The 23,496-nt window shown below is 61.1% G+C and carries 22 protein-coding genes; 11 read left to right on the forward strand and 11 right to left on the reverse strand.

Translation table 11 applies throughout. The features are described from left to right. Positions 1–65 precede the first annotated feature (65 nt). Both DOD19_RS26680 and DOD19_RS26685 read left to right on the forward strand, forming a co-directional pair. Positions 66–1,028, forward strand: coding sequence for a PDR/VanB family oxidoreductase (locus tag DOD19_RS26680; RefSeq protein ID WP_112189055.1), 963 nt, complete (start codon positions 66–68; stop codon positions 1,026–1,028). A gap of 45 nt (positions 1,029–1,073) precedes the next feature. Continuing rightward, positions 1,074–1,571 carry a hemerythrin domain-containing protein gene (locus DOD19_RS26685; protein ID WP_112189057.1) on the forward strand — a complete coding sequence of 166 codons (498 nt, stop codon included), beginning with the start codon at positions 1,074–1,076 and terminating at the stop codon, positions 1,569–1,571. 229 nt (positions 1,572–1,800) lie between these two features. Here DOD19_RS26685 and DOD19_RS26690 read toward each other — a convergent pair whose 3' ends face one another. The 5 genes from DOD19_RS26690 to DOD19_RS26710 all read right to left on the reverse strand — a co-directional run bounded on the left by DOD19_RS26690 (position 1,801) and on the right by DOD19_RS26710 (position 7,528). Further along, positions 1,801–3,369, reverse strand: a complete 1,569-nt coding sequence (locus DOD19_RS26690; RefSeq protein WP_112189059.1) for a methyl-accepting chemotaxis protein — start codon at positions 3,367–3,369, stop codon at positions 1,801–1,803. 118 nt (positions 3,370–3,487) lie between these two features. After that, positions 3,488–4,723, reverse strand: coding sequence for an MFS transporter (locus DOD19_RS26695; RefSeq protein WP_239498118.1), 1,236 nt, complete (start codon positions 4,721–4,723; stop codon positions 3,488–3,490). A 111-nt stretch (positions 4,724–4,834) separates the two neighbouring features. Next, positions 4,835–5,794 (reverse strand): PDR/VanB family oxidoreductase, encoded by a 960-nt coding sequence (locus DOD19_RS26700; protein WP_112189063.1) that lies wholly within the window; start codon positions 5,792–5,794, stop codon positions 4,835–4,837. 8 nt (positions 5,795–5,802) lie between these two features. Continuing rightward, complete coding sequence (locus tag DOD19_RS26705) at positions 5,803–6,585, reverse strand: SDR family NAD(P)-dependent oxidoreductase (RefSeq protein WP_112189065.1); 783 nt, start codon at positions 6,583–6,585, stop codon at positions 5,803–5,805. Positions 6,586–6,595: 10 nt separating this feature from the next. Then, positions 6,596–7,528, reverse strand: a complete 933-nt coding sequence (locus DOD19_RS26710) for an RHO alpha subunit C-terminal catalytic domain-containing protein (protein WP_239498119.1) — start codon at positions 7,526–7,528, stop codon at positions 6,596–6,598. On the opposite strand from DOD19_RS26710, the gene DOD19_RS26715 reads away from it, so the two are divergent. From DOD19_RS26715 to DOD19_RS26730, 4 genes are all read left to right on the forward strand, one after another. Beyond that, the gene (locus DOD19_RS26715) at positions 7,529–8,149 is read left to right on the forward strand and encodes a hypothetical protein (protein ID WP_239498120.1); all 621 of its coding nucleotides are present in this window, start codon (positions 7,529–7,531) and stop codon (positions 8,147–8,149) included. A 1,301-nt stretch (positions 8,150–9,450) separates the two neighbouring features. Next, a complete protein-coding gene (locus tag DOD19_RS26720; RefSeq protein WP_080693740.1) occupies positions 9,451–10,113 on the forward strand; it encodes an AAA family ATPase in 663 nt (220 codons plus the stop codon). 4 nt (positions 10,114–10,117) lie between these two features. Continuing rightward, positions 10,118–11,092: a ParB/RepB/Spo0J family partition protein gene (locus tag DOD19_RS26725; protein WP_024979389.1), complete on the forward strand. Its 975-nt coding sequence runs from the start codon at positions 10,118–10,120 to the stop codon at positions 11,090–11,092. Positions 11,093–11,236: 144 nt separating this feature from the next. Next, on the forward strand, positions 11,237–11,539 hold the full coding sequence (locus tag DOD19_RS26730; protein WP_231973571.1) for a hypothetical protein: 303 nt from the start codon (positions 11,237–11,239) through the stop codon (positions 11,537–11,539). A gap of 70 nt (positions 11,540–11,609) precedes the next feature. Here the strand turns inward: DOD19_RS26730 and DOD19_RS26735 are convergent, their stop codons facing one another. The 6 genes from DOD19_RS26735 to DOD19_RS26760 form a co-directional block, all read right to left on the reverse strand. Then, positions 11,610–11,831 (reverse strand): hypothetical protein, encoded by a 222-nt coding sequence (locus DOD19_RS26735; RefSeq protein ID WP_024979387.1) that lies wholly within the window; start codon positions 11,829–11,831, stop codon positions 11,610–11,612. Between the two features lie 204 nt (positions 11,832–12,035). Next, positions 12,036–12,326, reverse strand: a complete 291-nt coding sequence (locus DOD19_RS26740; protein WP_004630160.1) for a hypothetical protein — start codon at positions 12,324–12,326, stop codon at positions 12,036–12,038. 525 nt (positions 12,327–12,851) lie between these two features. Further along, complete coding sequence (locus DOD19_RS26745; RefSeq protein ID WP_024979386.1) at positions 12,852–13,856, reverse strand: replication protein RepA; 1,005 nt, start codon at positions 13,854–13,856, stop codon at positions 12,852–12,854. Positions 13,857–15,630: 1,774 nt separating this feature from the next. Further along, entirely contained in the window at positions 15,631–17,808 is a 2,178-nt protein-coding gene (locus DOD19_RS26750; protein ID WP_024979385.1) for a phage integrase family protein, read from the reverse strand. A 433-nt stretch (positions 17,809–18,241) separates the two neighbouring features. Next, the gene (locus tag DOD19_RS26755; RefSeq protein WP_112189067.1) at positions 18,242–18,784 is read right to left on the reverse strand and encodes a hypothetical protein; all 543 of its coding nucleotides are present in this window, start codon (positions 18,782–18,784) and stop codon (positions 18,242–18,244) included. Between the two features lie 238 nt (positions 18,785–19,022). Further along, positions 19,023–20,060: a DNA-binding protein gene (locus DOD19_RS26760; protein WP_004637342.1), complete on the reverse strand. Its 1,038-nt coding sequence runs from the start codon at positions 20,058–20,060 to the stop codon at positions 19,023–19,025. Between the two features lie 228 nt (positions 20,061–20,288). On the opposite strand from DOD19_RS26760, the gene DOD19_RS26765 reads away from it, so the two are divergent. Genes DOD19_RS26765 through DOD19_RS26785 form a run of 5 tightly spaced genes read left to right on the forward strand, consistent with a single transcriptional unit; the run spans position 20,289 to position 23,479 of the window. Next, on the forward strand, positions 20,289–21,005 hold the full coding sequence (locus tag DOD19_RS26765) for a head GIN domain-containing protein (RefSeq protein ID WP_238563858.1): 717 nt from the start codon (positions 20,289–20,291) through the stop codon (positions 21,003–21,005). A 51-nt stretch (positions 21,006–21,056) separates the two neighbouring features. Next, the gene (locus DOD19_RS26770) at positions 21,057–21,320 is read left to right on the forward strand and encodes a ribbon-helix-helix domain-containing protein (protein WP_004637345.1); all 264 of its coding nucleotides are present in this window, start codon (positions 21,057–21,059) and stop codon (positions 21,318–21,320) included. Next, a complete protein-coding gene (locus DOD19_RS26775) occupies positions 21,320–21,595 on the forward strand; it encodes a type II toxin-antitoxin system RelE/ParE family toxin (RefSeq protein WP_004637348.1) in 276 nt (91 codons plus the stop codon). Before DOD19_RS26770 ends, DOD19_RS26775 begins: the two co-directional genes overlap by 1 nt. A gap of 14 nt (positions 21,596–21,609) precedes the next feature. After that, positions 21,610–22,251: a hypothetical protein gene (locus tag DOD19_RS26780; protein ID WP_004637349.1), complete on the forward strand. Its 642-nt coding sequence runs from the start codon at positions 21,610–21,612 to the stop codon at positions 22,249–22,251. 34 nt (positions 22,252–22,285) lie between these two features. After that, entirely contained in the window at positions 22,286–23,479 is a 1,194-nt protein-coding gene (locus tag DOD19_RS26785) for a tyrosine-type recombinase/integrase (RefSeq protein ID WP_004637351.1), read from the forward strand. Positions 23,480–23,496 lie beyond the last annotated feature (17 nt).

Below are 23,496 nucleotides of genomic sequence, written 5' to 3' on the forward strand. Positions count from 1 at the left end.
GATCTCTAGTTATATGATGCGAACAACCGACTGAAGTCAAAACGAATCAAGTAGACGGAGACAGCATGACCACCCCTGACACCGGCTTGCTGCGTCTGAAGATCGCGCAGAAGGAAATGATTGCGCGCGACATCTGGCGCTTTGAACTGACCGATCCGCAAGGCGCGCCGCTTCCGCCGTTCGAGGCCGGATCAAATTTGACGGTCGTGGTGCCCAATGGCATGCGCCGCAGCTATTCGCTCTGCAACGATTCGCAGGAAGATCATCGCTACGTCATCGCGGTCAAGCGTGACAGCAACGGTCGTGGCGGTTCCATGAGCCTGATCGACGACACGGCCGCAGGTGATCTGATCGACGTATCCCTGCCCCGAAACGAATTCCCGCTCGACGAACGCGCAAAGTCGTTCATTCTTGTCGCGGGTGGCATTGGTATCACGCCGATGCTCTCAATGGCACGCCAACTGAAGGCGGAGGGCTTGCGGGATTTCAAGCTGTACTACCTGGCCCGCGACCCAGAGGGTACGGCTTTCCTGGACGAACTGAGCAGCGACGAGTGGCGCTCGTCGGTGAAGATTCACCACGATCTCGGCGACCCCACCAAATCATTCGACTTCTGGACACTGTTCGAGCGGCCAAAGGCCGCACACATCTACTGCTGCGGCCCGCAGGCGCTGATGGACACGGTGCGTGACATGACCGGGCACTGGCCGTCTGGCACAGTTCACTTTGAGAGCTTCGGCGCCAACAACGCGAACGCGCAGGTGAACACGCCGTTCATGGTTCAGCTCAAGCGCACCGGCACGTCGCTGGACATCCCGGCGGATCGCTCGATCCTTGACGTGCTGCGCGCCGCAAACGTGCACGTAGCAAGCTCATGCGAAAGCGGCACCTGCGGATCCTGCCGGACTGCACTGTGCTCGGGCGAGGCGGATCATCGGGACATGGTACTGCGGGACGACGAGAAAGCCACGCAGATCATGGTCTGTGTGTCGCGCGCAAAATCGGCTGAACTGGTACTGGACCTCTGAGCCATCCCCAGTGCGGACGCACGAAGCCAACACGAGGATTTGAACATGAGCGGCCAGACTTCCTCCCGCACCCCACCCACCCGGGACGCTAGTGCACCAACGCCGGCGAGCGACAACAGTCTCGCCTGGTCCGATGCGCGTCTGCTCGGGTTCACGCCCATGGACGACGTGCACGAGGAGTTTTACACGCTTGCACTTAAACTGGTGACCTGCTCGGATGCGAGCGCCGCCGATGCAATCGAACGATTCGAGCAGCACGCGATCAGCCATTTTGAGCAGGAAGATGAATGGATGCGCTCCACCAACTTCCCCCCGCGCGACTGTCACATCGACGAGCATGCAGCTGTGCTCAAGTCAGTTGGTGAAGTCAAGCAAGCCGTGGCACAGGGAAAGGCCGGCGCCGACGTGGTTCGCAATCTAGGGATGGCCCTCTTTGACTGGTTCCCGGGTCATGCCGACTACCTGGATTCCGCACTGGCAGCCTGGATGACCAAGCAGAACATGGGCGGAAAACCCATCGTGCTACGCCGCAAGCTTGATTGAATGACTCACCCACGGGCTCAACGTATGAAATTCCACCGGCCGGGACGAATGCCGTTCAGTTCGGATGCCTGTGATACAGCGGACCGAGTCGCCATGTCGTTTTTTCTTGCTAGTTGCCCCCCCGCTGCCGGACGCGCAAGACGGCATCGGGTTGAATGCGGCTGAATACCTTCAAGCGCGATCGCCTTCCTCAACGGTCCCACCCCTATGACAGCAACGCCCAGTCACGTCAATCGAGCCTGAAAGCCGAAACGGCCACAGCAAGATTCCTTGCGCGTTGCTGCAAAGACTCCCCCGCCGCTGCCGCTTGCTCCACCAGCGCCGCGTTCTGCTGGGTCACCTCGTCCATTTGCGCTACTGCGGTATTAACCTGCTGGATTCCAGAACTCTGCTCGTCACTCGCTGCGGTAATTTCGCCCATCAGCTCCACGACGCGTTTGATCGCCGACACAACCTCATCCATCGTTGTCCCAGCTACGCCAACAAGCGTGTTGCCGGTTTCCACGTGCCCAATCGAGGCCTCAATGAGGGCCTTGATTTCCTTTGCCGATTCGGCACTTCGCTGCGCTAGGCTGCGTACCTCGCCCGCCACGACCGCAAAGCCACGACCTTGTTCGCCTGCGCGCGCGGCTTCCACTGCGGCGTTCAGTGCCAAGATGTTGGTCTGGAAGGCAATCCCGTCGATCACGCTAATGATGTCAGTGATCCTTGTTGCAGAAGCACGGATCGACCTCATGCTGTGCACGACTCTGGATACGACTTCGCCGCCCTGAACCGCAACATTGGATGCGTTGCTCACCAGGGCGTTGGCTTGCCTCGCGCTGTCGGCGTTCTGCGCAACGGCAGACGCTATTTGCTCCATCGACGCTGCGGTCTCCTCCAGCGAACTGGCCTGATGTGCAGTTCGCACTGACAAGTCGGTATTTCCCGCTGCTATCTGCGTACATGCGCTCGCGATGCCGTCCGTATCGCTGCGTACCTTTCTTACGATTCGGACGAGGCCCTCTTTCATGACGCCTAGCGCTTCTAGAAGTATGCCTGCCTCATCTCGTGTGTACCCACCATCCTCAAGGGATTCGAAATCTGTCAAATCCCCTTGCGCGATACGCCTGGCTACCCTTACAGCCTTGCCAATCGGTTCCGTGATACTCGCGGTCAGCAGCCAGGCAAAGACAACACCGAGAACGACAACCAACATAGCCAGCAGGATCAGCATCCTACGACTCTCGACCGCGATTGCCTCAATGTCCTGGGCTGCAGTGTCGATGGATTGCCGCTGATAGTCGAGCACTGCCTGTACGGCCTTCTCGTATGCCTTCGCAGATGGCAGGAAGCGCTGCTCGAGGAGGCGATCCGCCGCATCCCGATCCCCCGACAACTTGGCAGCCGAAACACTATCGCGCCCTTCGACATATGCTTCGCGAACGCTTTTCACTTTCCGGAGTAGAGATTTCTCCGCCTCGGTGTTCGGCAGTGCTTCGATCTTCTTCGCCAGTTCCATCGACTGGCTCGTCGAGGATGCGGCGTCATCTGCGAAAAATTGCGCAAGCGACGGATCGCTGCTTTTGGCAATCGCGATTGTCCGGCGAATACCCCCGTATAGATAACGCTGCCAGTCGGAGACCATCCGCTCCTTGGCAAGCGGTATATCCATCATCGCCCGGGTTGCGTTGGCAACGGTCTGTAGCCGGTAAATCCCAATGCTGGTATTGACCGCCAGCGCGACGAGGATCAATGAAAAACCGAGACCAAGACGTTTCCCGATACTCAGGTTCCTGAATTCCAAAATCAATCTCATTCTTGTTAGTTGCTGTATATCTGTTCATCACGAGAACCGGCAGGGTGTCGGCGATCCGTCTGAACAGATGGCACCCGCTCTATCAACCTCGACGCGGAACAACCGATGCCGCCACTACCTACTTTTGCGACCGGCCCGGCAAGAACATGAGCGCAGCCACGGCCACCACTGGCCCAACGGCAAGCGCCCCCAGCGCCACCGAGAACGAATGCGTCTGCCCGTAGAAGTAGCCCACCACCAGCGGTGACACGGCACTGCCCGATTGCCAGATGGCGTTGGTCAGGCCCGCGCCAGCGCCGGCGGAATTGCGCCCGCATGCGTCGCTCACCTGTGCCATGAGCACGGGCGTGTAGCCGAATCCAACGGCACCCAGCAACGGTGCCAGTAGGTAGAACTGGGTGACCGTGGAGCTCTGCCCGAAGACCATCAGCATGACGGCAAAGCCCGCCAGGCACAGAATCGATATCCGCTTGCGCGCATGGCCGTGCAGGTCGGAGAGCCAGCCCAGCACCGGCTTGGCAATGACGGCCCCGATGCCAAAGGTGGCAGCGATTGAACCCGCCGTCACCGGAGAGATGCCGTACTGCTTGGTCATCAACGCGTTGCCCCACGCACCGAACCCCACGGTGGCCCACAGGCCGCCGCAACCGGCGATAGCCAGCAGAATGAGATTGCGGTTCTTGAGTAGCGCGAGGATGTCAGTCCCCTTGATGCGCGCGAGCGGGGGCTCGCCTTCGGGCGCATCCCGCAATACGAACCAGGCAACCACTGCACATGCCAGCGTGATGCCGCCCAGCAGGCGGAAGGCGGTCTGCCAGCCATACCACTGCGAGATCGTCGGCACCGTGGCATTGGTAAGCACCACGGCCAGCGACGTGGCGGTGGTGTACAGCCCCATGGCGCGGCCACGGTCCTTGCGGAACCACGCCGCGATGATCTTCATGCCGGCGGAATAGTCCGCCCCCGCGGCCAGGCCCATCGCAAACTGGATGGCGATGCCCGACCACAAGGTGTGCGCAAAGCCGAAGCAGAACGTGAGCACGCCCAGCGGCACGAGCGCCACGGTGAGCGTGGTGCGACCGCCGAGCACATCGGTCAGGATGCCGCCCGCGATGTTGGCCAGCACGTAGCCGATGTAGAACGCGGTGACGAATGCGCCCAGCATGGATACGGATAACCCGAGCGAGTGCCCGACCGGTGCGGCAACGCTGCTCCATGCCACGCGATCTACGTAGCTCAACAGAAACGCTGCCCAGACAACCGCCAGCACTACCCAGCGGTAGCGTGATGTTTCTGTCTGCGCATGCGATGCGGCCTGCACCACCTCCTCCGTCATCGAGAGGCTTGTCTTCATGGTCTCCTCCATCGCGGGCTTGTGTGTTGGGCGCTCCGCGTGTGTACTTGGTGTCCCGGTACCGGGGGTCCGGGGCGTCGTTTGTTGGTAGGCGGCTCTGCGTCCGCTCTTTCAAAGATCGAGGACCAGCGTGCGCGATCTCGCGCGCGAGCAGCACGGCGTGAACTGATCGTTCCTGGCCTGCTCTTCCGGGGAGAGGTACAGGTCACGATGGTCGGGCTCGCCCTCGAGCACGCGCACCAGGCAGGTCCCGCAGATGCCTTGTCCGCAAGATACCGGCACCTCGATGCCGGCAGCGGCAAGCGCCTCCGCCACGGTCTGCTCTGCCCGCACGGCAACGGTCTTGCCGGAACTGGCGAGCTTCACTTCAAACGCGCCACCCGCCGTGTCCACGCTGACTGCAAAAAACTCATAGTGCAGACGATCTTCTGCCCAGCCCAGCCGGCGTGCTGTCTCCAGCACAGCATCCATGAAGCCCTTGGGGCCGCAGACGTACAGGTGCACATCGGCGCCAGCCTCCGCCAGCACGGCCTGAATGTCGAGCTTCTGTGCTGTGTCCTCATCATCGAAATGGAACGCCACCTGATCAGCATAGGGCGCGCTGCCAAGCTGTTCGACAAAGGCGGCGCGCTCCCGCGAGCGGGCGCAGTAGTGCATGGCAAATGCATGCCCATCGCTGGCCAGGCATTGCGCCATGCACAGCATCGGCGTAATGCCAATGCCGCCGGCCAGCAGCAGATGCCGCGGCGCGTCGGGCTGAATCGGGAAGTGATTGCGCGGTGGGCTGATCTGCAACGTACCGCCCGCTTCCACAGCGTCATGCATGGCGCGTGAGCCGCCGCGCGACTGCGGATCGTTCAGCACGGCAATCACGTACCGGTGCCGTTCGCCCGGGTGGTTGCACAGCGAGTACTGCCGCGTGAGGCCGCCCGGAACGTGCACGTCGATATGCGAGCCGGCGGAGAACGCCGGCAGCGGCGCGCCACTCGGGTCAGCCAGTTCAAAGCTGCAAATACCGTCTGCTTCCACCTGCTTGCGCACCACGCGCACGGTGAGTTGCGATGTGTCCATACCCACCTCTACATCACGTGCAAACCACCGTCGACCATCAGCGTGGTGCCGGTAATGAACGAAGCCTCGTCGCTGGCCAGCCACAGGATCGGCCAGGCGATTTCGTCGGGCGATGCCCAGCGCCCCAGCAGCGAGGTGTCCTGACGCTGCGTCTTAAGCACGTCGACGCTCTTGCCGACAGCCTGCGCGCGGCCGATATGGAAATCGGTCAGCGTTGAACCCGGACAGATTGCGTTGGCCCGCACCGCATGCGCCGCCTCTTCAAAGGCGAGCGTGCGCGTCATGGCCAGCATGCCGGCTTTGGTGGCGTCATACAGCCCCATGCCCTTGCGGCCCGTCACTGCATAGCAGGACGAGACGTTGACGATGCTCCCCCGCCCGGATGCTCGCAGCAGGGGCAACGCGGCTTTGCAGTAGTTCGACGTGCCGACCAGGTTCACGTCAATCATGGCGTGCCACTCGTCCGGCGTGACTTCCGCGAGTGCCGAGTAGTTGCGCATGGCCGCGTTGTTCACGAGCACGTCCATGCCGTCAAACTTGTCCGCCACCAGTTGCACGGCGCGCTCAGCCTGTTCCGGGTCGTTCACGTTGGCCGCCAGCGTTTGCACCTGAGCGTCGGGAATCTGCGCAGCAATGTCCGCGGCGGTGCGTTCCAGCGCTTCGGCGCTCGCGTCAACTAGCATGACCGACGCGCCCGCGGCGCAGAACAGGCGCGCCGTGGCAGCACCGATGCCGCCTCCGCCGCCGGTAATCAGGGCGCGTTTGCCCTGCATCCGTTGTCGTTGTTCCATCGTCGCCGCCTTACACCGAATAGACCGGCTGGTCCTTGCCGTCATCCAGATGCACGCGTGCCCAGTCTTGCGGCTTCTGGTCCTTGGGCAGCAGCACGCCGGCGGCGCGCACGCGCTGGGCGGTGGCGTCGAGCGCAGGCGGCTCCACATCGCTCTGCATGTTCGTCGCGGCTTCATACAGCATGCGGCGGCACATCACGATCGCGCGGTCGGTGGGCAGCAGCTTCTCGGCCGCGTGGTTCTGGATCGGGCCCATGCTTTCCTGCAACGACGAGTCCTGCACCGCGAAGCCGAACACACCGCTGTACGCCCGCTTGTCCTTCTGAGCCTGGCGGTCGATCAGGTAGTCGTTGTCCTTGTTGGCCTTGGTGCGCCACGTGCCTTCTTCGTATTCGTTGTGGATGCCCTTACCTGCCTTCATGTCGGCCAGTTCCTGCTCGGTGAGCGGGCGATCGGGGCGGAAGTTGATGCTCCAGGCCCAGCAATTGTGGTCATCGATGGGCACCCAGACATGGCCGCCCAGCGCATGCTCGCCAAACGGCGGAATCAGCGTGTACCAGGGGAACAGCCACTGCGTGATGCGGTAGTAGTACGTGTCTGCATCGCCGTTGCGACGGCCGAACAGCGTGAGCCCCACCGGCGTCTTTTCGATGTCGAAGATCACGTTGCCGTCGGCCTTGATGTACTTCAGCGCCTCGGTGCCCTGGTGCATCGGGTCGTCGTCGACCTCGTAGCGGTGCACGTACGACACGTGGCTGGTGTCGATGCCGCCCTCCATGGCCTGCAAGTAGTTGCTCTCCTGCAGGCGCTTGGAAACATACACATGGCTCGCGGGCAGGTTGCACCACTCCAAATCGGGCGGGGCGGGCTGCTTGTCCTTCGGGCCCAGATAGGCCCAGACGATGCCCGCGCGCTCGATCGTCGGGTATGCCTTGATACCCATGTGCTTGCAGGCTTGGGGCGCGTCGTAAACCAGATCCAGTTCAAAGTGGATCGCAAGGGGGGCGACCTGGCATTAGAGGCCGATTCTCAGAACCCACCACAAGTCTCATCATCAACAACTGCGCTGCTGGAGGAGGTTCTTAAGCTTGGTGTGTCGCCGAACAAAGCCGCCCAGCTCATGAGCGAGTTCTCCGAGGAGCAGGTCAGGGCCGCGCTCCAACATACCCTGCTTCGCGACGCGTCGAAAGACAAAGAGCCCCTGAAGAGTCGGGCATCGTTCTTTGTCAGCAGCATTGAGAATGGATATTCGCGATCAGGTGTTTCGGGAAAACTCAACGCTGGGACATCCCCTCGTCGCCCCGTCTTGAACGACGCTGACCTCAGGGAATCGTTCATGTGCAGCCGTGACGCCAAAGCGGAAAAAGCGTTCTTGGAGATGCCCCTCGACGAGCAGGCGGAGGTGCTCCAGCGATACAACTCCAGTGTGCGGAACGACAAGCTCTTGTACGACCCATCCCGTAGTACAAAACTGGCAAAAACTGGGTTTATCCGGTTCTTGAACCAGCATTTGTGGGGCGAACCTGGTGATGCCGATCTGTACGCCTATCACTTCAAGAACTGAGAGATCCTGCGTGTTCTGTAGCTTCTTACTGGTATTGGCCGCAATATCTTTCCGCTAGCCTTGCCAATTTGGGTTCTGCCGGGCGTGTAAGGGCAGTTGCTCCCCCCCTCCCCGTTCCTCCATTATTCTTCCTTGCTTGAGTCCGGCCGGCGATCGGCCTCAGATGGCCACACAACGGCCACAGACAGGCAAGGAGGAGCATGTCCCCCAGTTCAATGGCCACTTTCCGGCCATTGATCGGCGCACTATGGCCTCAGGCTGTCCAGGTGCGTAATGAGTTGCCGCTTTACACCTTTCCCACCGCCGTTTCTGGTCAAAGGAATTGCGCTCTCAGTGAATGGAAATGCTGTTAGAGCGATTGCGGCAGCCTTGTCGTGACCTACTGTACACATACATATCTGCATAATTTGATGGATTTTTGTCGTACTTTCTTTATATTTTTTTATTTCTATCGTCAAATTGTTGTGAAGTCACTCGCTTGATTGCGCGGGACCAGCTTGCAACCGCTTCAGCGTCATACCGGGCAGCACTGTGCCGATCGGGCGGCGGCTAAGGGGTAAAAGTAAAAACACACAATCAAGATCCTGGGCGGCGCCTCTTCGAGGAGCAGTTGCCTTGGCGAAGCGACTTGGCTCGAGCCAACTTTCCTATCGGCTTGGAGTGCGCCATACGACTGCTTTCTTCCATGGAACCCTGCGAGTGCCTGAAAAGTTGGCTCGAGCCAAGATTTCACTGACCACTTTGGGGTCCGACCAATCAACAAGACCGCTACTTCCGAATCGAGCTACGCGCCTCGTTTCCGGGGAGTTGGCTCGAGCCAACTTCTAAAGGGCTCGGGTGCGCGTCATTCACACGCCTTCCTCCAGAGAGCCCCGTGACCACCGGCGATCTTGGCTCGAGCCAAGATTCTCTCGGCCATATTTGAATCCGACCAATCAGCAAATCCGTTACTTCCGAATCCAGCCACGCACTTAGGTCTACGGCAAGTTGGCTCGAGCCAACTTCCAAAGGGGCTCAGTTGTGCGTTACAAATTTCTCTTCTTCCATAGAGGCCCGTTACCATCGGAAAAAGTTGGCTCGAGCCAAGATTTCACCGGCCACGCTGCGGGCCGCAATATCCTCGGAATCTTTGCGTTCGAGTCGCCCGGTGCACGGCTGCGGCACTAGGTTGGCTCGAGCCAACTTTTTATATGCGAACTTTGCGCGCGGAATTTCTTGACGTTTGGATTGCCATCTCTTGTTTAGCGATTTCTTCTGAATTAGAATTCACTAAATTTCGATAATTTGTCTGGAGGACATCCATGGTTATCACTATCGGTGCCGAAAAGGGTGGGGTCGCGAAAACACGGTTGTCTACGCATCTCGCAGCTTTGGCAGCAACTGAAGGAATAGATGTGGTTCTTTTGGATACGGACAAACAAGGCTCCGCGATGTCTTGGTCTCGCATACGCAATGACGAAGGCGTAACTCCGGCGATTCCTGTACTTTCTTTGCCACCAAATCCGGCTAGAGAGCTCGCTAATCTTGCCGGCAAGTACACGCTAGTTGTCGTCGATATCGGGGCGCAAAACTATCGAACGATGCTTGAATGCGCACAATTATCGGATCTTGTGCTGGTTCCTTGTGGACCCGATCAGCAAGAAGTCGAATCCACACTCAATGTGTTCGAAGCACTGCGTGCTCTGGATCATCGGCACCAGAACGGCAGTATTCCAGCTCATGTCGTTCTGACCAGAGTGTCTACAAAAGAAAATGCAAAAGCCACGAATGAATTGAGGGAATACTTCGCGGGAGAATCCATTCCAGTGTGCCGAACACACATTGCACAGCGAGAAGCGTGGCGGGCGACGGGAAAAACTGGTCGCGCCCTGCATGAACTCAAAGGCTCCGACCGGTCATTAAAAGCAATTGAAGAGATGCAGGCGCTATACGAAGAAATCGTCGAACTGGCAAATAAGGAGTGATCTAATGGCCACATTTAAAAAGAAGACTATTTCTCCGGCCGCCGTCGCAGTTGCGGAGGCAAATGCAGCAAGCGCCCCAATTGTCGGAGACCCCCGGACGCACAATGACGGGTTGGCGCTTGCTCAGCCGGTATTTCACGACGCAACAACAAAAGTTGGCTCGAGCCAAGATGTTGTGATCGGCCAAATTATCGAAGTGCCTGTTGAACGGGTCAGGTCGAATCCACTGAATCCACGTGCTGTCTATACGAGTGCAGCAGTGGACGAAATGGCGATCTCACTGACGAATAACGGGCAGCGTGTTGCCGCACTCGGCTATCAGGAGGACGACGGAGCAATCGTACTGATTGAGGGCGAGACGCGTTTGCGCGGCGCCCGGGCGGCCGGTATCCCGACGCTCCGGGTCGAAATTCGTGCCAAGCCCGCAAGCGAACGCGAGCTGTACGAAATGGCGCGCGCTGCGAACGTCGAGCGAAGAGACCAGACTCCGCTCGACGACGCTATTAGGTGGAAGGAACTGCTCGCACGAAAGATCTACCCAACCCAGAGTGCACTCGCTAAGGCGTTGAATCTCGGTGAAGACTATGTGTCCCGCACCCTATCACTCGCGCAGTTGCCTCACAAAATTGTCTTGGGGGTATCTGAGTATTCAGAGCTAATGAATCACAAGATGCTCAACGCCTTGCGTGAATACTGGGAACAGCAAGGCGATGACGAGACCTTCGAACTAATTCAAGACGCAGCCAGGAATGGTCTGGGTTACCGTGACGTGGTTGCTCGCCGCAAGCTAGCAGCCAAAGGCCCAGTGCGCCGGGCACGATCATTTCGGGAACACTTAAGCTTTGGCGAGGCAAAAGGGGAGCTAAGGACGTTCGAGGCCGACGGCCGACTTGAATTGAAGTTGAAGGGCCTGAGCGCACAACAGGCCGAGGAGGTCGCGAGAAAGATCAAAGATCTTTTCCCGACTCAAGTTACGTGACACTCGTTGGTGGCGACGACAGTTGATTGCACTATGGCAGCCGCGTTTCCGAGGGTCCCACGTAATACGAATTAGAGCCTGCAGCAAGAGTTGCGTAATACAACAGCACGGGACTACCTAGTTGCGCCGACTAGCGCACCTAGATTGGTTGAAGCATCACTGAATAGTTTTGCCGGAGAAGGGGAGGGGGGGATGCTGCGATTGGGGAAGGTTCTGCGCTTGACGCCAGAGGAAACTGAGCGCTTTCAGACGATTTCTGGTGACCAGACAACACCGAAGTCGGTGGAGGAGTACAACAAGGCCTTGCTAAAAACAGCAGAGCATTACCAACTGCTGGCCGCGCAAGAAGGATCCGCAGATGCGGAACTTCTTGCACGACTGGCAGAAGGGGAACTGATCCAGACCGAACCGAAGTTCAAATCAAGGCCAGATCCATGCGAGCAATAAGGCTAGCTGGTAGAACCTGTCGCCAGGTACGTTCCAAGCGAGCCACTTTGCTCGTCCATGCCCCACCAAATCAGTAGGCGGGACGATAGGCCCGTGCAGACGGGACCGACTCGTTTGCTTTGGCGAAGAGCCACAGCAGACCGATCACGATCATGGAGAACGCGAGCACACCCAGCTGATGACGCAGCACCGAACTGCTGACCGGAATGGTCAGGAAGTAGAGGGCGGCAAACAGCTGGACGACGACGGCCAAGATGGCAACTGCAGACGAACGGGATTCGATGTTCAACATGCTAGGCTCCAAAGATGTTTCGAAGCCTGCCCCCCAGCGGGGAGTAGGCCCCGATGGGTGAGAAACAACAAGTGCCGGATGGCACGGTGGACTCGCTTGTGGCGCATTACTGCGTCGAAAGCTTGCGACCACATGCCTATCAGACTGGAAGACTCCGCATAGCGGAACCCCCAGCGCTGATTGGCAAAGAGGAACTGTGTGCGATTAAGCAGAAGCCTTGGTCGCAAACAGAACCACGCGAGAGATGACGGTACTCGCGTAGCGCCCGATACCAGGCGCATCACACAGCAGCTCGAGCTGCTTACCAAATCCCTGTTCCACGAGAATCTCCACGACTTCTTCCAAGCATGCCAGATCGCCCACAAGGGACGGATACATGCGGAAGTTTTCGAGGAGCGTCTTCGGTTGCTTTGCAGCCACCTCCAGGAGATGGCTGTGAGCTTCCGAAATGGCTTGGCGACGCAGGGCGCGTTCAGACAGGACGACGTTCGACATGACAATCTCCAAAGGAGAATGCGAAGACATCGTCCCCACGAGGGAATCGAGTCCCCGCGCGGGTTGAAAGAAAAACGGAACGAGCAACAGCCGATCGAATCGGACAGCTACCAGAACCGAGGCACAACAAGACGACAAATCGCTGAAAAGGCGATGCCGAGACAGGAGAACGGTGAAGTTCTCGAGGCTACCGGAGTAGCAAGCCGTCCACAAAGGGACGAGCAAGATCACAAAGGATCTCGCGGGAAAAACGGGACACGCGAACGTGTTCGAAATCCTGCTGCTTGCAACCAAGGAGAGCAAGACAAGCCCAGAGGGACTTGGATGAAAGCTTGGGGAATGCAAGCCACTGCATTTCCCAAATCTTCATCCGCGTAGAGGCTTGCGTAGAAGTGAGGCTCGAAATGGTGCGAGTTCCAGCTGCTCGATGCCGGTGTTCGGCACGTGGGTATTCTTTTTCAGTTCGCCAGCAAAGTCAAGAACTACTTCCCATCAGGAATCGCTGGGGGCAGATATTGTGCAGCCCTAGGCGATTCGCTTAGGCACCGAGGGGCGCGACGGGAGCAAGAGAATGCCCGATTTGTCGTAGTCGAGCTTCGCGTCGCGGTAGACTTCCTTCACATCCTTCAGGTTTTTGAGGAAGTTTTCCTTGAACTTGTGAGGTGACGACTCAGAGCCGAACTGCAGCATCAGAGCTTCCCATGGAATCTTGGTCGACTTGTCCATAATCGCGTATCGATAAGTCAACCAGCAGTAGATGTCGATCGCCATTGCGGATCGAGACAATGCCTTCACAATCCGCAGGTCGACTGGAACCGGGCTCTTCGACAGCGTCTCATGGAACCGCTCGGTCAAACGAAGCCGAGACTGCCAGAGTGAGCCTTGGTCAGGGTTGTGCGGATTCCACCAAATCTCGATGTTCGCGTTGTCCACAATGCGAAAGCCATCAGTCTGCCAAGCCACCGCATCCGGATCACTCGTCACCGCGATATTGGCGGAAAACAACCGCTGCATCTGGTTGCGCATCAAGGTGATATTGCCTCGGGATCCCCCTGACACATGTTCTCTGCCGATGTTGCTCATGAACTCACTGAGTGAGTTGCCGAGAACCAGTTCGCGCTCACCTGTTTTCGCAACCTCGGTCGCAATCCAAGCCAGGATCAGGCGCGGGTATGCGCCGTACGGATACCCAATGGACACTGCCTCCTGGGTGATTTTCGGCTTGCCGCGGACAATCGTCTCCACCCGTTTCATGTAGTGGCCGGGTTGAATTAGCAGGCTGACCTTACCGCTATTTCGCCCCCATGCGGGCGGATTGTTCTTAGGCTGCACATACGGAAGAGTGGCGTGCACCATCCACTTGGCCACGAACCCAATTTGGCCAGCCTTCTTTGCATCTTCCGCCTCGATTGCCAAGGCTTCTTCATACAAAGCGGTGAAGCGTCGCTCCCGAGCGCGCTTGCTCTCCGACGTGGAATCTCGGGGCACTAAGACGAGTTGGGAGGGCTTCTTGGAATCTTCGTTGTTCATGTGAGCTCCGGTACCGGAACGTTTGGGGAAATCTACACGCTCTTCGATCTCGGTGTAACGCAGATTCAGGGTGAAACTGGGGTTTTGGTCGTTTTTTTTCTACATCGTGTTCGCGGGCGCGCTGGGCGGGGGGCAACTTTGGTTTTTCAAAGTTGTCCCCGGGCCGGGCGACCTCAACTAGTTGAGAGATATAGAAAGTCTTAGATACAGAAGATAAATGCCAACATATATGCGGTGCCCGCGAACCGTTGTCCCGTCTAGGTTTGCGGGCACCCTCAACCCTGAATCAGCGTTCTCTCTCCCTGAATCTGCGTAGGTACACCCTGAATCTGCTTGGACAAGCATGCTTTCCGCACCCTGATTCTTCGCCGGCCCACCCTGAATCTTTGTGGACAACTTTCACAATGCACAGGTTTGTCCACAGAGCGCCCTTGCGTCGATATCGAGCTCGCGGCCACAGAGCCTTTCCCACCCTGAATCTGCGCCCAGAGTCACCCTGAATCTTCGCAAATCGCCTTCAAGGCATGCTGGAGCTGAGGTTCTAGGGCCTACCAGAGGTCGACGGCGGCGTACCTGGCGTCTCGAGGTCCGGATCGGCATGAAGGCCGTACGGCGCATTTCCACCCTGGATCTGCGTGTATTGCTCAATCGGACTGGTCTGCCACTTGCCTCACCGTCCGCATTGGCCTAGGAGGTAGCGGCAATGCAGATTCAGGGTGGATTCCGGCGCAACTATCGGATTGTTAACGGGTTTTTCTGATGAGCAATCGGTCCGGCTGAGGCCATTCTAAGGTCATTGATCTGCTCAAGCGGGCCACGTCCATGCGCGGTATGGCCGGCATGCTATCCCACCCGAAGCGCAGATTCAGGGTGGGCATCGTCCCTGAAGGCCCTTGCGGTGGTGGTTGGCAGGCCGCCCATATATAGAGTGTCTGCCATTGTGGGAGGTAGAGCGGGAACGCTCAATTGCGCAGAATCAGGGTGGCGCTTGCGCTTGTTTTTGCCGCCCAAAGGGGCACGAAGATTCAGGGTACGCAGAATCAGGGTGGAAGGGGCATGGCTCCGGCTGCCGCACCGCTCGAGCCTGTAGCCGCGGTTGGCAGCATCGCAACCAGTGCATGGCGCTGCTGCGCGCCGACGGCAGATTCGCACCCCGATTCTTCGCGCACTCGGAACCGGTCGATTTAGATTCACCCCGAATCTTCGTTCGGAGGGAATGGCCGCTGGCCGCCGGCACCTCGGCAACAGTGTGCTGGCCGCGTTTGCCGACTGCTTACCCTGAATCAGCGTGTCGCTTTCAGGGCAAAGAGTGCTGGGGTGTGCACGGAAATCCACCCTAAATCTGCGCAGGTTGGCTGGCCATAGATGTTCGTCTCCCACAGAGTGGCCGGCGCCTCAGTGCGCGTTCGCGCACCCTTGTTCTGCGTGACCCCCATGTTGGGTTATATACGCTTTAGCGCCCATAAGTCGGGACTGAGGCGGATCTTCGATCCGCCCAAAATGCAGCTGCCATTGGAAAACCCAGATAGGAACGCTTTTGGCCAACGCTGAACGATGGGCGGTCAAGAGAGGTCAGGGAAGAAGCGCAAGCGCGCGTGACTCTTTTTCGTGCGCGACTTGTCCAGAGCTACGGGCGGGAAGCGCCACTGTGCACCCTGAACCAGCGTGGCATTACCCTGGGGTAGGGAGGCAAAGTTTCCTTGGGGCGCGTGTCTTTCGTCGACTTGTGTCGGCAATAGAAAGCGCGTTGCTATGCAGAAGCCGGGTAGGGCGCCTACGTGCCAAACGACGATTCGATGAAGGCATCGACCTCTCGGTACTGGCGGGCAATGTCGGCGACCGAGTAGATGCCCGTCGTGCTGATCGACGCGTGCCCCAGGAACTGGCGCGCGGTTTCCAACGCCATCCCGCCGGCCACGGCGTGCGAGCCGAACGTATGGCGCAGCCAGTGTGTGGTTGCCCGCGAGAACGCGTCTGCGAATTCGGGCGCTTCCAGGTGAGCGGCGGCCGCAGCATTGTCGAAAAAGCGCTTCACCGCGTTGTACAGCTTGGCCAGCGTGACGGCCTTCTCGGTACGGTCCGCGGGCACGACGGCCTCTGCACCTGCCGGCTTCAGACGCTTGAGTTGCAGTTCGCGCTTGTCCTGCAGTGCCGGGATGAGCGGCGTGCCGGCCGGGCAGGCCTGCGGATCCGCCGGCAGACCGCGGTAGACCAGGTACGCGGACAGCGCCTGCAGCAGGCGCGGCGACAGTGGGATGAAGCGTTCCTTGCCGCCCTTGCCGATCACCCGTAGGACCGTGATGGTGCCCAGCTCGGGCCCCGCGTACGTGCGGGTGATGTGCCCGGTGCGCGCGCCGGCCAGCTCTGCCCGGCGCAAACCGGTGCCATAGGCGAAGGTCAGGATGAAGCGAATGCGCTGGGTGGCGGGCGTCTCCGCTGGCAAGCCGCGCAAGAAGCGCATGGCGAACTGCCATTCGTCGTGGGTGAGACTGCGTTCGGTATGGATGCGGCTGGTGACGGTCTCCGGCTCCGCTGGCGTGCCATCCTCGGCCAGGCGCATCTGCCGCGAAAGGCGCACCTCTGCAAACGGGTTGAAGTCGAGGTAGTGGGCGCGCGTGAGCGACTCGCACAGGCTCTTGAGCGCCTGCAGGGCCAGGTCGCGGCTCTTGTAGCCCAAGCCCTTGCGAAACGGCCGCCACAGCGGGTGCGAGCGCGCTTCGACCCGCTCCATGATCCAGGTCGACGTCGGGGTCGGTGCCGGCAGGAAGGTGTTCACGTACTCGTTGCAGTCCGCGATCGACAGGCTAGAGAGCGCCTTGCCCTTCTGCAGGACGGCCCACAGCAGCAGCCGCTCGGCCTCGGTGCGGTAGCGCGCCAGCGTGTTGGCGTTGCCGGCGTACTTGCCTAGCCACCAGAGGATCGCCGCCTTGTCGTCGTGCGCCTCGGTCTTGTTGCGCGAGTCCAGGTCGCGGTTGGTGCCGAGGCTGCCGTCCAGCGCGCGTGGCAGCACGAAGTACTCCAACGGCGCGACCGACGTCGACGGCGCGCGCTCCAGCACCACCGGCTGGCCCCAGCGCGGCGGGCGGGCCAGGGCGGTCGGCGCCACCGGCATGCCGAGCGCCTGCCCATTGGCTTCCAGCCAGGCGGTGATGCGGCCGGCACCCTTTTCGCCGAGGCGCGGCACGTTGCGGTACCAGCGGTAGCCGGCCGCATTGACGGCCTGCACCAGACCTCGGAGGGTGTTGAGGCCGACGTCGGCGAGCTTGAGAGCGATCGACACGTCGAACCAGCCCAGCACGTGGTGCTCGGGCTTGGGCACTTCCACCAGCAGGCGCTCCAACTCCGCCAGCGCGACCAGTTGCTTGGCGCGCAACCGGGCGTTGCGTTCCTGCCGGCGGCGCACCGCGGCCTCGGCCGGATCCTCGCTCTCGCCGCCGGCGGGAAACTCGGCCGTAAAGAGCTCGAGCAGCTCGGCCTCGGTGTAGAACCCGTCCGGGTCGCGTTCGGCGGCGAAGTCGTCCAGCGACGGCGCTTGCCGCTTGGGCTGGGCACCGGGCGTGACTGGCGCCGCCTCCAGCGGCGCGATCGCGGCCGGGCGGATCTTCAGGAGGCGCGCGGTGGCGAAATCCTTGTGCTTGCGGGCGGCCGCGACCAACTCGTCGAGCAGCCAGCGCTGGGTGCGGCGCGCGCGCGGCGTGTCGCGCCCGAAATCCAGGTAGCGGTCGGCCGCGTCAGCGAGGTCCAGCCCCTCCAGGTAGGTGCGGAAGAACGCAATGTGGTGCAGGCCGATGCGCCGTCGCTCCGGGGCCGCTCGGGCAGCGGCCGGTGCCTGGCCATCAGCAGGCGCTGCCGGCGTGGCCACCTCGCGAAAGGTCACGTCCTCGACCGTCGCGTCGGCGGGCAGGGCGCCCGGGCGGTTGGCGGTGGTCTCGCGGTCGTCGTTCGTCGGCATGCGGGTTCGCTGTGGGTCGGTCTGGGGGTGTTCGTGGCGCCGACCCCGCTCGGCCGGCGCCGGCTCGGACCGGTGCGGGGCCTTGCTGGCCAAGGGCTGGCGGCCGGGGAGGGTGAGGCGCGTTCAAAAACAGCCTAACTTCACGTATTTTGTGAAGGGGTACATAGTAACACCTATGTATCCCTTGGTTTCACCCTAAAAAATTGCGCCCTCGCGCAATCAAGTCCACAGCAATGCGGTTGACGAAGGGAAAGTCGCACGCGGAGTCCTTGAAATACAGTCTAGGCGCTCGGTGGCTGCTATACCAAGGACACCTTGTGGAGGCAGCGGCTCGACCCGTGCATTCAATCCTCTTCCCGTTGCCCGGAAGGGCAGGGGAGTGGTGGTTGAGAAAATGCGACCGGTCTACACGGCACGCGGGTCCGCGCGATGACTAATCGACCCGAGGCCCTGGGGAAAAGCGGTGCTCTTGCTCGGCGTCAGCCTCATGCAAGCGCTCTTGCCAGGCCCAGTGCTGGTACCAGGGCCCCGGGCGCGTGGGCCAGCGGCCGTCAACAGTCGGAATTCCCTGGTAGGTCTGTACCCACCTTGCGAGGCTGTAGCGGTCGTACTTCGCTTGAAAGCGTTCGTTCTCGTCGGCGTCGCCTGTCTCGCCGGGAAAGCGGATTGGGAGCGTGTTCGTTCGCACGCAATGCACTAGATACGCAATGATCTCCTCCTCCAAGTCGCTTTCGGAGAGTGCCGCCTCCGTGGGAAAGTGGATGGCGAAGTAATCCTGGTCACTCCTGCTCCTGTTCAGCAACTCCAGCGCGCGTACCAGGCTCCTGTCATAAGGATCGATCAGCCCCAGATAATGGAGCGCATCGCGTATAGAGGACTCCATTGCCTCCGCCTCTTCGGCGAATGCAATCGTGACAAGATGGAATTCGCCGCTATCCGCATAGGCGCCATCCGGTAAGCGTAGATGGGGCGGCATCGAACTGTTCCGCTGAGGGGACAGGAGTAGGCCACCGTGGGAGGCTGTGTAGACGTGCCGGATTCCGGGTACGAGTTCCTCGGGCTCACCGATCGCGATTCCCCAAGGGGTGCTGTTTTCCAACTGGCGCTGGCGCATTCTCGGAGAATAGGGGGTCATGCCAAGATGAGGCCAGTTCGCTATCATAAGCCTTCAAGTAATGAAGGCGGCGCGAATCATACGTTTCAGTAATTAAGGATCACGGCGCTTTCGTCCGCTGGCCAACGCGTCCTGGTGTTGCCTTCTTCAACTCGCTCACCAGCCGGCGCGTTGTTTCCGCTTCGGTTTCGGCGCGCTCAGCCCGCCGTAGCGCCTCCTCCAGCAACGACTGGGTCTGCACCAGTTCTTCGGCCGTTTCACGCTGCCGCGTGGCGGCTCCCTCCGCCTGCTGCCGCACTGCGCCCAGTTCCATGCGCAACGTGCCGATCGCATTGGCATGTGTCACGGCGCTTTCTTGCATCGCGGTACGCGCGGCCACAACCTGCGCACGTAGCTCATCGGCCAGCTTGTCGCTTTTCTGACGGGCGGTGCGCTCCTGGTCGATCTCGCGCAACGCACGTTTCTCGTGGCTGGCGGCACGCTCTTCTGCTGCATCCGCGCGGGCCCGCTCACGATCGAGCTGCGCGCCAAATTCAACCCGAGCCTGTGTGAGCTGCTGTGCCGCCTCGTCCAACTGCCGGCGGGTCTCCTGCAGACGCGCTTCGGTTGCTGCGTGGCCCTGGCGCTCAGCAGACAGCATTTCTTGAAGCGCGGCAAGCTGCCCGCGCACCGAGTCCAGCTGTGCCTGAATGACCGCGGTCGCTTGTCGCGCGGTTTCGCTTTCCGCAGTGGCTTGGTCGCGCGCGGCTTCGGCGGCGTGCGCCTGGTGGCGCGCTTCGGCCCGCAGTGCGGCCAGTTCGGTGGCCGCCGCGGACGAGGCCGCTTGCCAGATGGCCAACACTGCCTCGGCGGCAACCTGCTTCAAGGCCTCGGGGAGATCTGGGTGGTCGATCGTCACCCGTGTTTTGTCGCGCAGGTCCTGCCAGAACCGGTTCAGCACGTGGGAAGGTGTGCTCATGCTGCCCTTGCGCACCAGACTGTAGAGCTTGTTGGCCGTCGGTGTGACGCCATAGCGGAAAAACAGCAGCGCGCAGACTTCGCGGTACAGCTCCCGCGTCTCGGTGAAACGGCCGCGCAGCGCCGCGATATCGGCCTGCAGCGCTTGGTCTTCGGCGGTGGATGCGGGGTCAAGCGTCATGACGGGCCTGGATTTCAGTTCGAATGAGTCAATAATATGCCGTAAACCGCGTGATTTCATAATTTCAAGTACAAACTTGAGACATAAGTACGCTTCTGTCTAGACTATACTGCGCACTGGCCCCGCACAATACGCCTCGCCCGAGGTGACCTCGCAGGCGGTTGATTGTCCTACGTTGAATCACTATGATTGGTTTCTAATCGACATGATTGGATGACGCCGAACCTCATGAATCTCTCCGATATGCCCTCCACCGGTACCGGCTGGGATCGCCTTGAAGCCGCCTTCAAGGAGGAGCGTCCCCTGCAGCCGATCCGCAAGATCGTCGTCAAAGGCTCGGTCGACATGGTGTTCCGGCGCGCGGACACGCCAACGCTGGTCGTTGCCGGCGAAACGGCGGATGCGGTGACCTCGGTCCGGACCGCCTACAAAGGCGACAAACTGGTGATCGAGCGCGAAGGCGTGTCGATCCGCTTCGGCAGCAGCCACATGACCTTCCACGGCACGGTCGGCTCGGTGGTCTTGGGCGACATCGTGAACGGCAAGCCCACCGGGCCGGCCATTTCCCTGCACCAGCCGCGCGCGGTGGTCGGCATCGCGCTGCCCGAGTTCCCGGCGATCAAGATCAAGGGCAGCGGCGATGTCACCTTGCTCGATCTGCAGCAAGACGCCTTGGACCTGGAAATCCCGGGTTCGGGCGATATCACCGCCAGCGGCCACGTCGCCCGCTTGCACGTGCAGGTCGTGGGCTCTGGCGATGTCGATGCCAGTGCGCTGATCGCCGAGTCGGCCGACCTGTCGGTGGCGGGTTCCGGCGACATTGACGCCTTCGTGCGGACCGAGGTGCGCGCCCGCGTGGCCGGCTCGGGTGACATCGTCGTGCGGGGCAACCCGCTGCGCTGGGACGACCACGTGGCTGGCTCCGGCACGATCAAGTTTCGTTGACGGCGGCAGGCCCAGCACTCCGCTGCATTGACCCGATTTCAGGAGGACGCCATGTCCAAAGCCGAAACCCGCGTATTGACCGCACATGTCCCAGTGCCGCTGGCCGAGAAGGTGGACCAGTTGGCCGACCGCCTCGAACGCTCGCGCGGCTGGATCATGAAACAGGCACTGTCGGCCTGGATCGCCCAGGAAGAGGAGCGCGACCGCCTCACCCGCGAGGCGCTGGCCGACGTGGACGCCGGCCGCGTCATTGGCCACCAGGCCGTGCAGGCCTGGGCGGACAGCCTGGGTGCCGGTGAGCCGGTGCCGCGCTGATGGAACTGCAGTGGACCAGCAAGGCGCAGGAAGACCTCACGCGCCTGTATGAGTTTCTCGCGCCGGTGAACAGGCCGGCCGCCGCGCGCGCGGTGCAGGCTTTGGTCAAGGCGCCAGAAATCCTGCTGACCAACCCGCGCGTGGGCGAGCAACTGTTCCAGTTCGAACCGCGCGAAGTGCGGCGCATGCTCGTCGGCCAGTATGAAATGCGCTACGAGATCCGGGGCGAGAGCATTTACCTGCTGCGGCTGTGGCACACCCGCGAAGACCGATAACAGGGAGCAAGACCATGCTGGAGTACCGACTGACGCCGAACCATGCCGGCGTCGCATTGTGGTGGGATTTCGCGGCGCTGGAGCGCCTGCACGGCTTCATCCACTACGTCGTGCAGGAAAGCGTCTACATCGAGGACAAGGAAGGCTTCGTGCTCGGCTTGGCGTACGACGTGCGCAAAGCCTATTCGGGGCAGCGCAGCGTGGACCAACGCGGCGATACCAAGGACGACCGTTGCCGTATCTACGGCGTCGAAGTCCTGTGGCCCGTACTCCTGACGCAAGTCGGGGTGCTGCGCCAGGCCATGGCCTTCATCCCGACCAACAAGCTGGACCAGTCGATCATGTTCGAGCTGGAGCACGTGGTCGAATCGGCGGTGCGCGCCGCCACGCCGGTGTTGGCCGATGAAGTCATCCACCGCACGCGGTCCGCTGCGAGCGCCACCTATGTCCACCTAGACAGCGTGCTCGATAGCCGCTGCCGGTACTTCATTGCACTGCCGCCCAAACAGCGCCTCAAGATGCTGCCCAAGGTGATGGCGACGTTCGACCCGATGTACGGGATCTTGGCCAAGTCGGATATCACGTTGCGCCCCGATGTCATCCCACCCACCGCCTTCGTCGACAGCGACGAAGACTGGCCGGACTTCGAGTGGTGAAACGCCCGCACGCTAGGACGGCGGCCCTGCATCGATGACCCATCCCGTTCCATCGTTCAACGGTCCCGCGGTGGCCATCGAGCAGTTGCGCATCCCGCCAGCGCTCTCGGGCCTTCACGGCGCCAACCGCGCACGCGAAGCGAGCCGCCAAATCACGGCGGATGACGACCTGGCCGCCGTGGCTGCGTGGCTCGCCCGCTATGCCGGCGTGCCCGGCACGGTCGCCACCTACCGCAAGGAAGCCGAACGCCTGATACTGTGGGCGATTCTCCAGCACGGCAAGCCGCTGTCTTCACTCACCCACGAGGACCTGCTGCTCTACGAGCGCTTCCTGGCCGACCCGCAGCCAGCTTGGCGTTGGGTGATGGCCTCACGCAAGAAGCTGGCGAGAAGCTCGCCCGACTGGCGCCCCTTCGCCGGTCCACTGTCGCCCACGAGCGTGCGGCATGCGATGACGATCCTCAACGCGCTCTTCGCCTGGCTGGTGCAAGCCGGATACCTCGCCGGGAATCCGCTCTCGCTCGCGCGCCGTCGCAGCGCCAAGACAGCCCCGCGCGTGACGCGCTACCTCACGCATGCGCATTGGGACATCGTCAAAGCCACGATCGAAACCCTGCCCGTCGCGACGGAACGCGACCGGCTGCACGCGGCCCGTTGCCGGTGGTTGTTCTCCGTGCTGTATTTGGCCGGCCTGCGCTTAGCGGAAATCGCCTCCACGCGCATGGGCGCCGTGTTCTCTCGCCGGGACGCGGCGGGCGTCGAGCGCTGGTGGATCGAGGTGCACGGCAAAGGCGGCAAGACGCGCCTGGTGCCCGCCACCGATGAACTGATCGCGGAGCTGGCGCGCTATCGGCGCATCTGCGGCCTGCCGCCGTCACCGCAGATCGGCGAAACACGCCCTTTGCTGCTGCCCGTGATCGGCCCGGAAAAGCCGTTATCGCGCGCGGCGATTCACCTGATCGTCAAGGAGGTGTTCAAGCTCGCGGCCGACCGCGTGCGTGCACAGGGTCCCGAGTTTGGCGCGCAGGCTGACGTGCTCGCCAGCGCATCGTCCCACTGGCTGCGCCACACGGCCGGCTCGCACATGTCCGACCAACAGGTGGACCTGCGCTTCGTGCGTGACAACTTCGGCCATGCGTCGCTCGCCACGACGAGTGTCTACCTCCACGCGGAAGATGACGCACGCCACCAGGCAACGCAAGCCAGCCACCGGCTTGGCTGGAACTGAGCGTACCCAATTCTCGA

Source organism: Ralstonia sp. GX3-BWBA, assembly GCF_003290055.1.
Lineage (GTDB): Bacteria > Pseudomonadota > Gammaproteobacteria > Burkholderiales > Burkholderiaceae > Ralstonia > Ralstonia holmesii.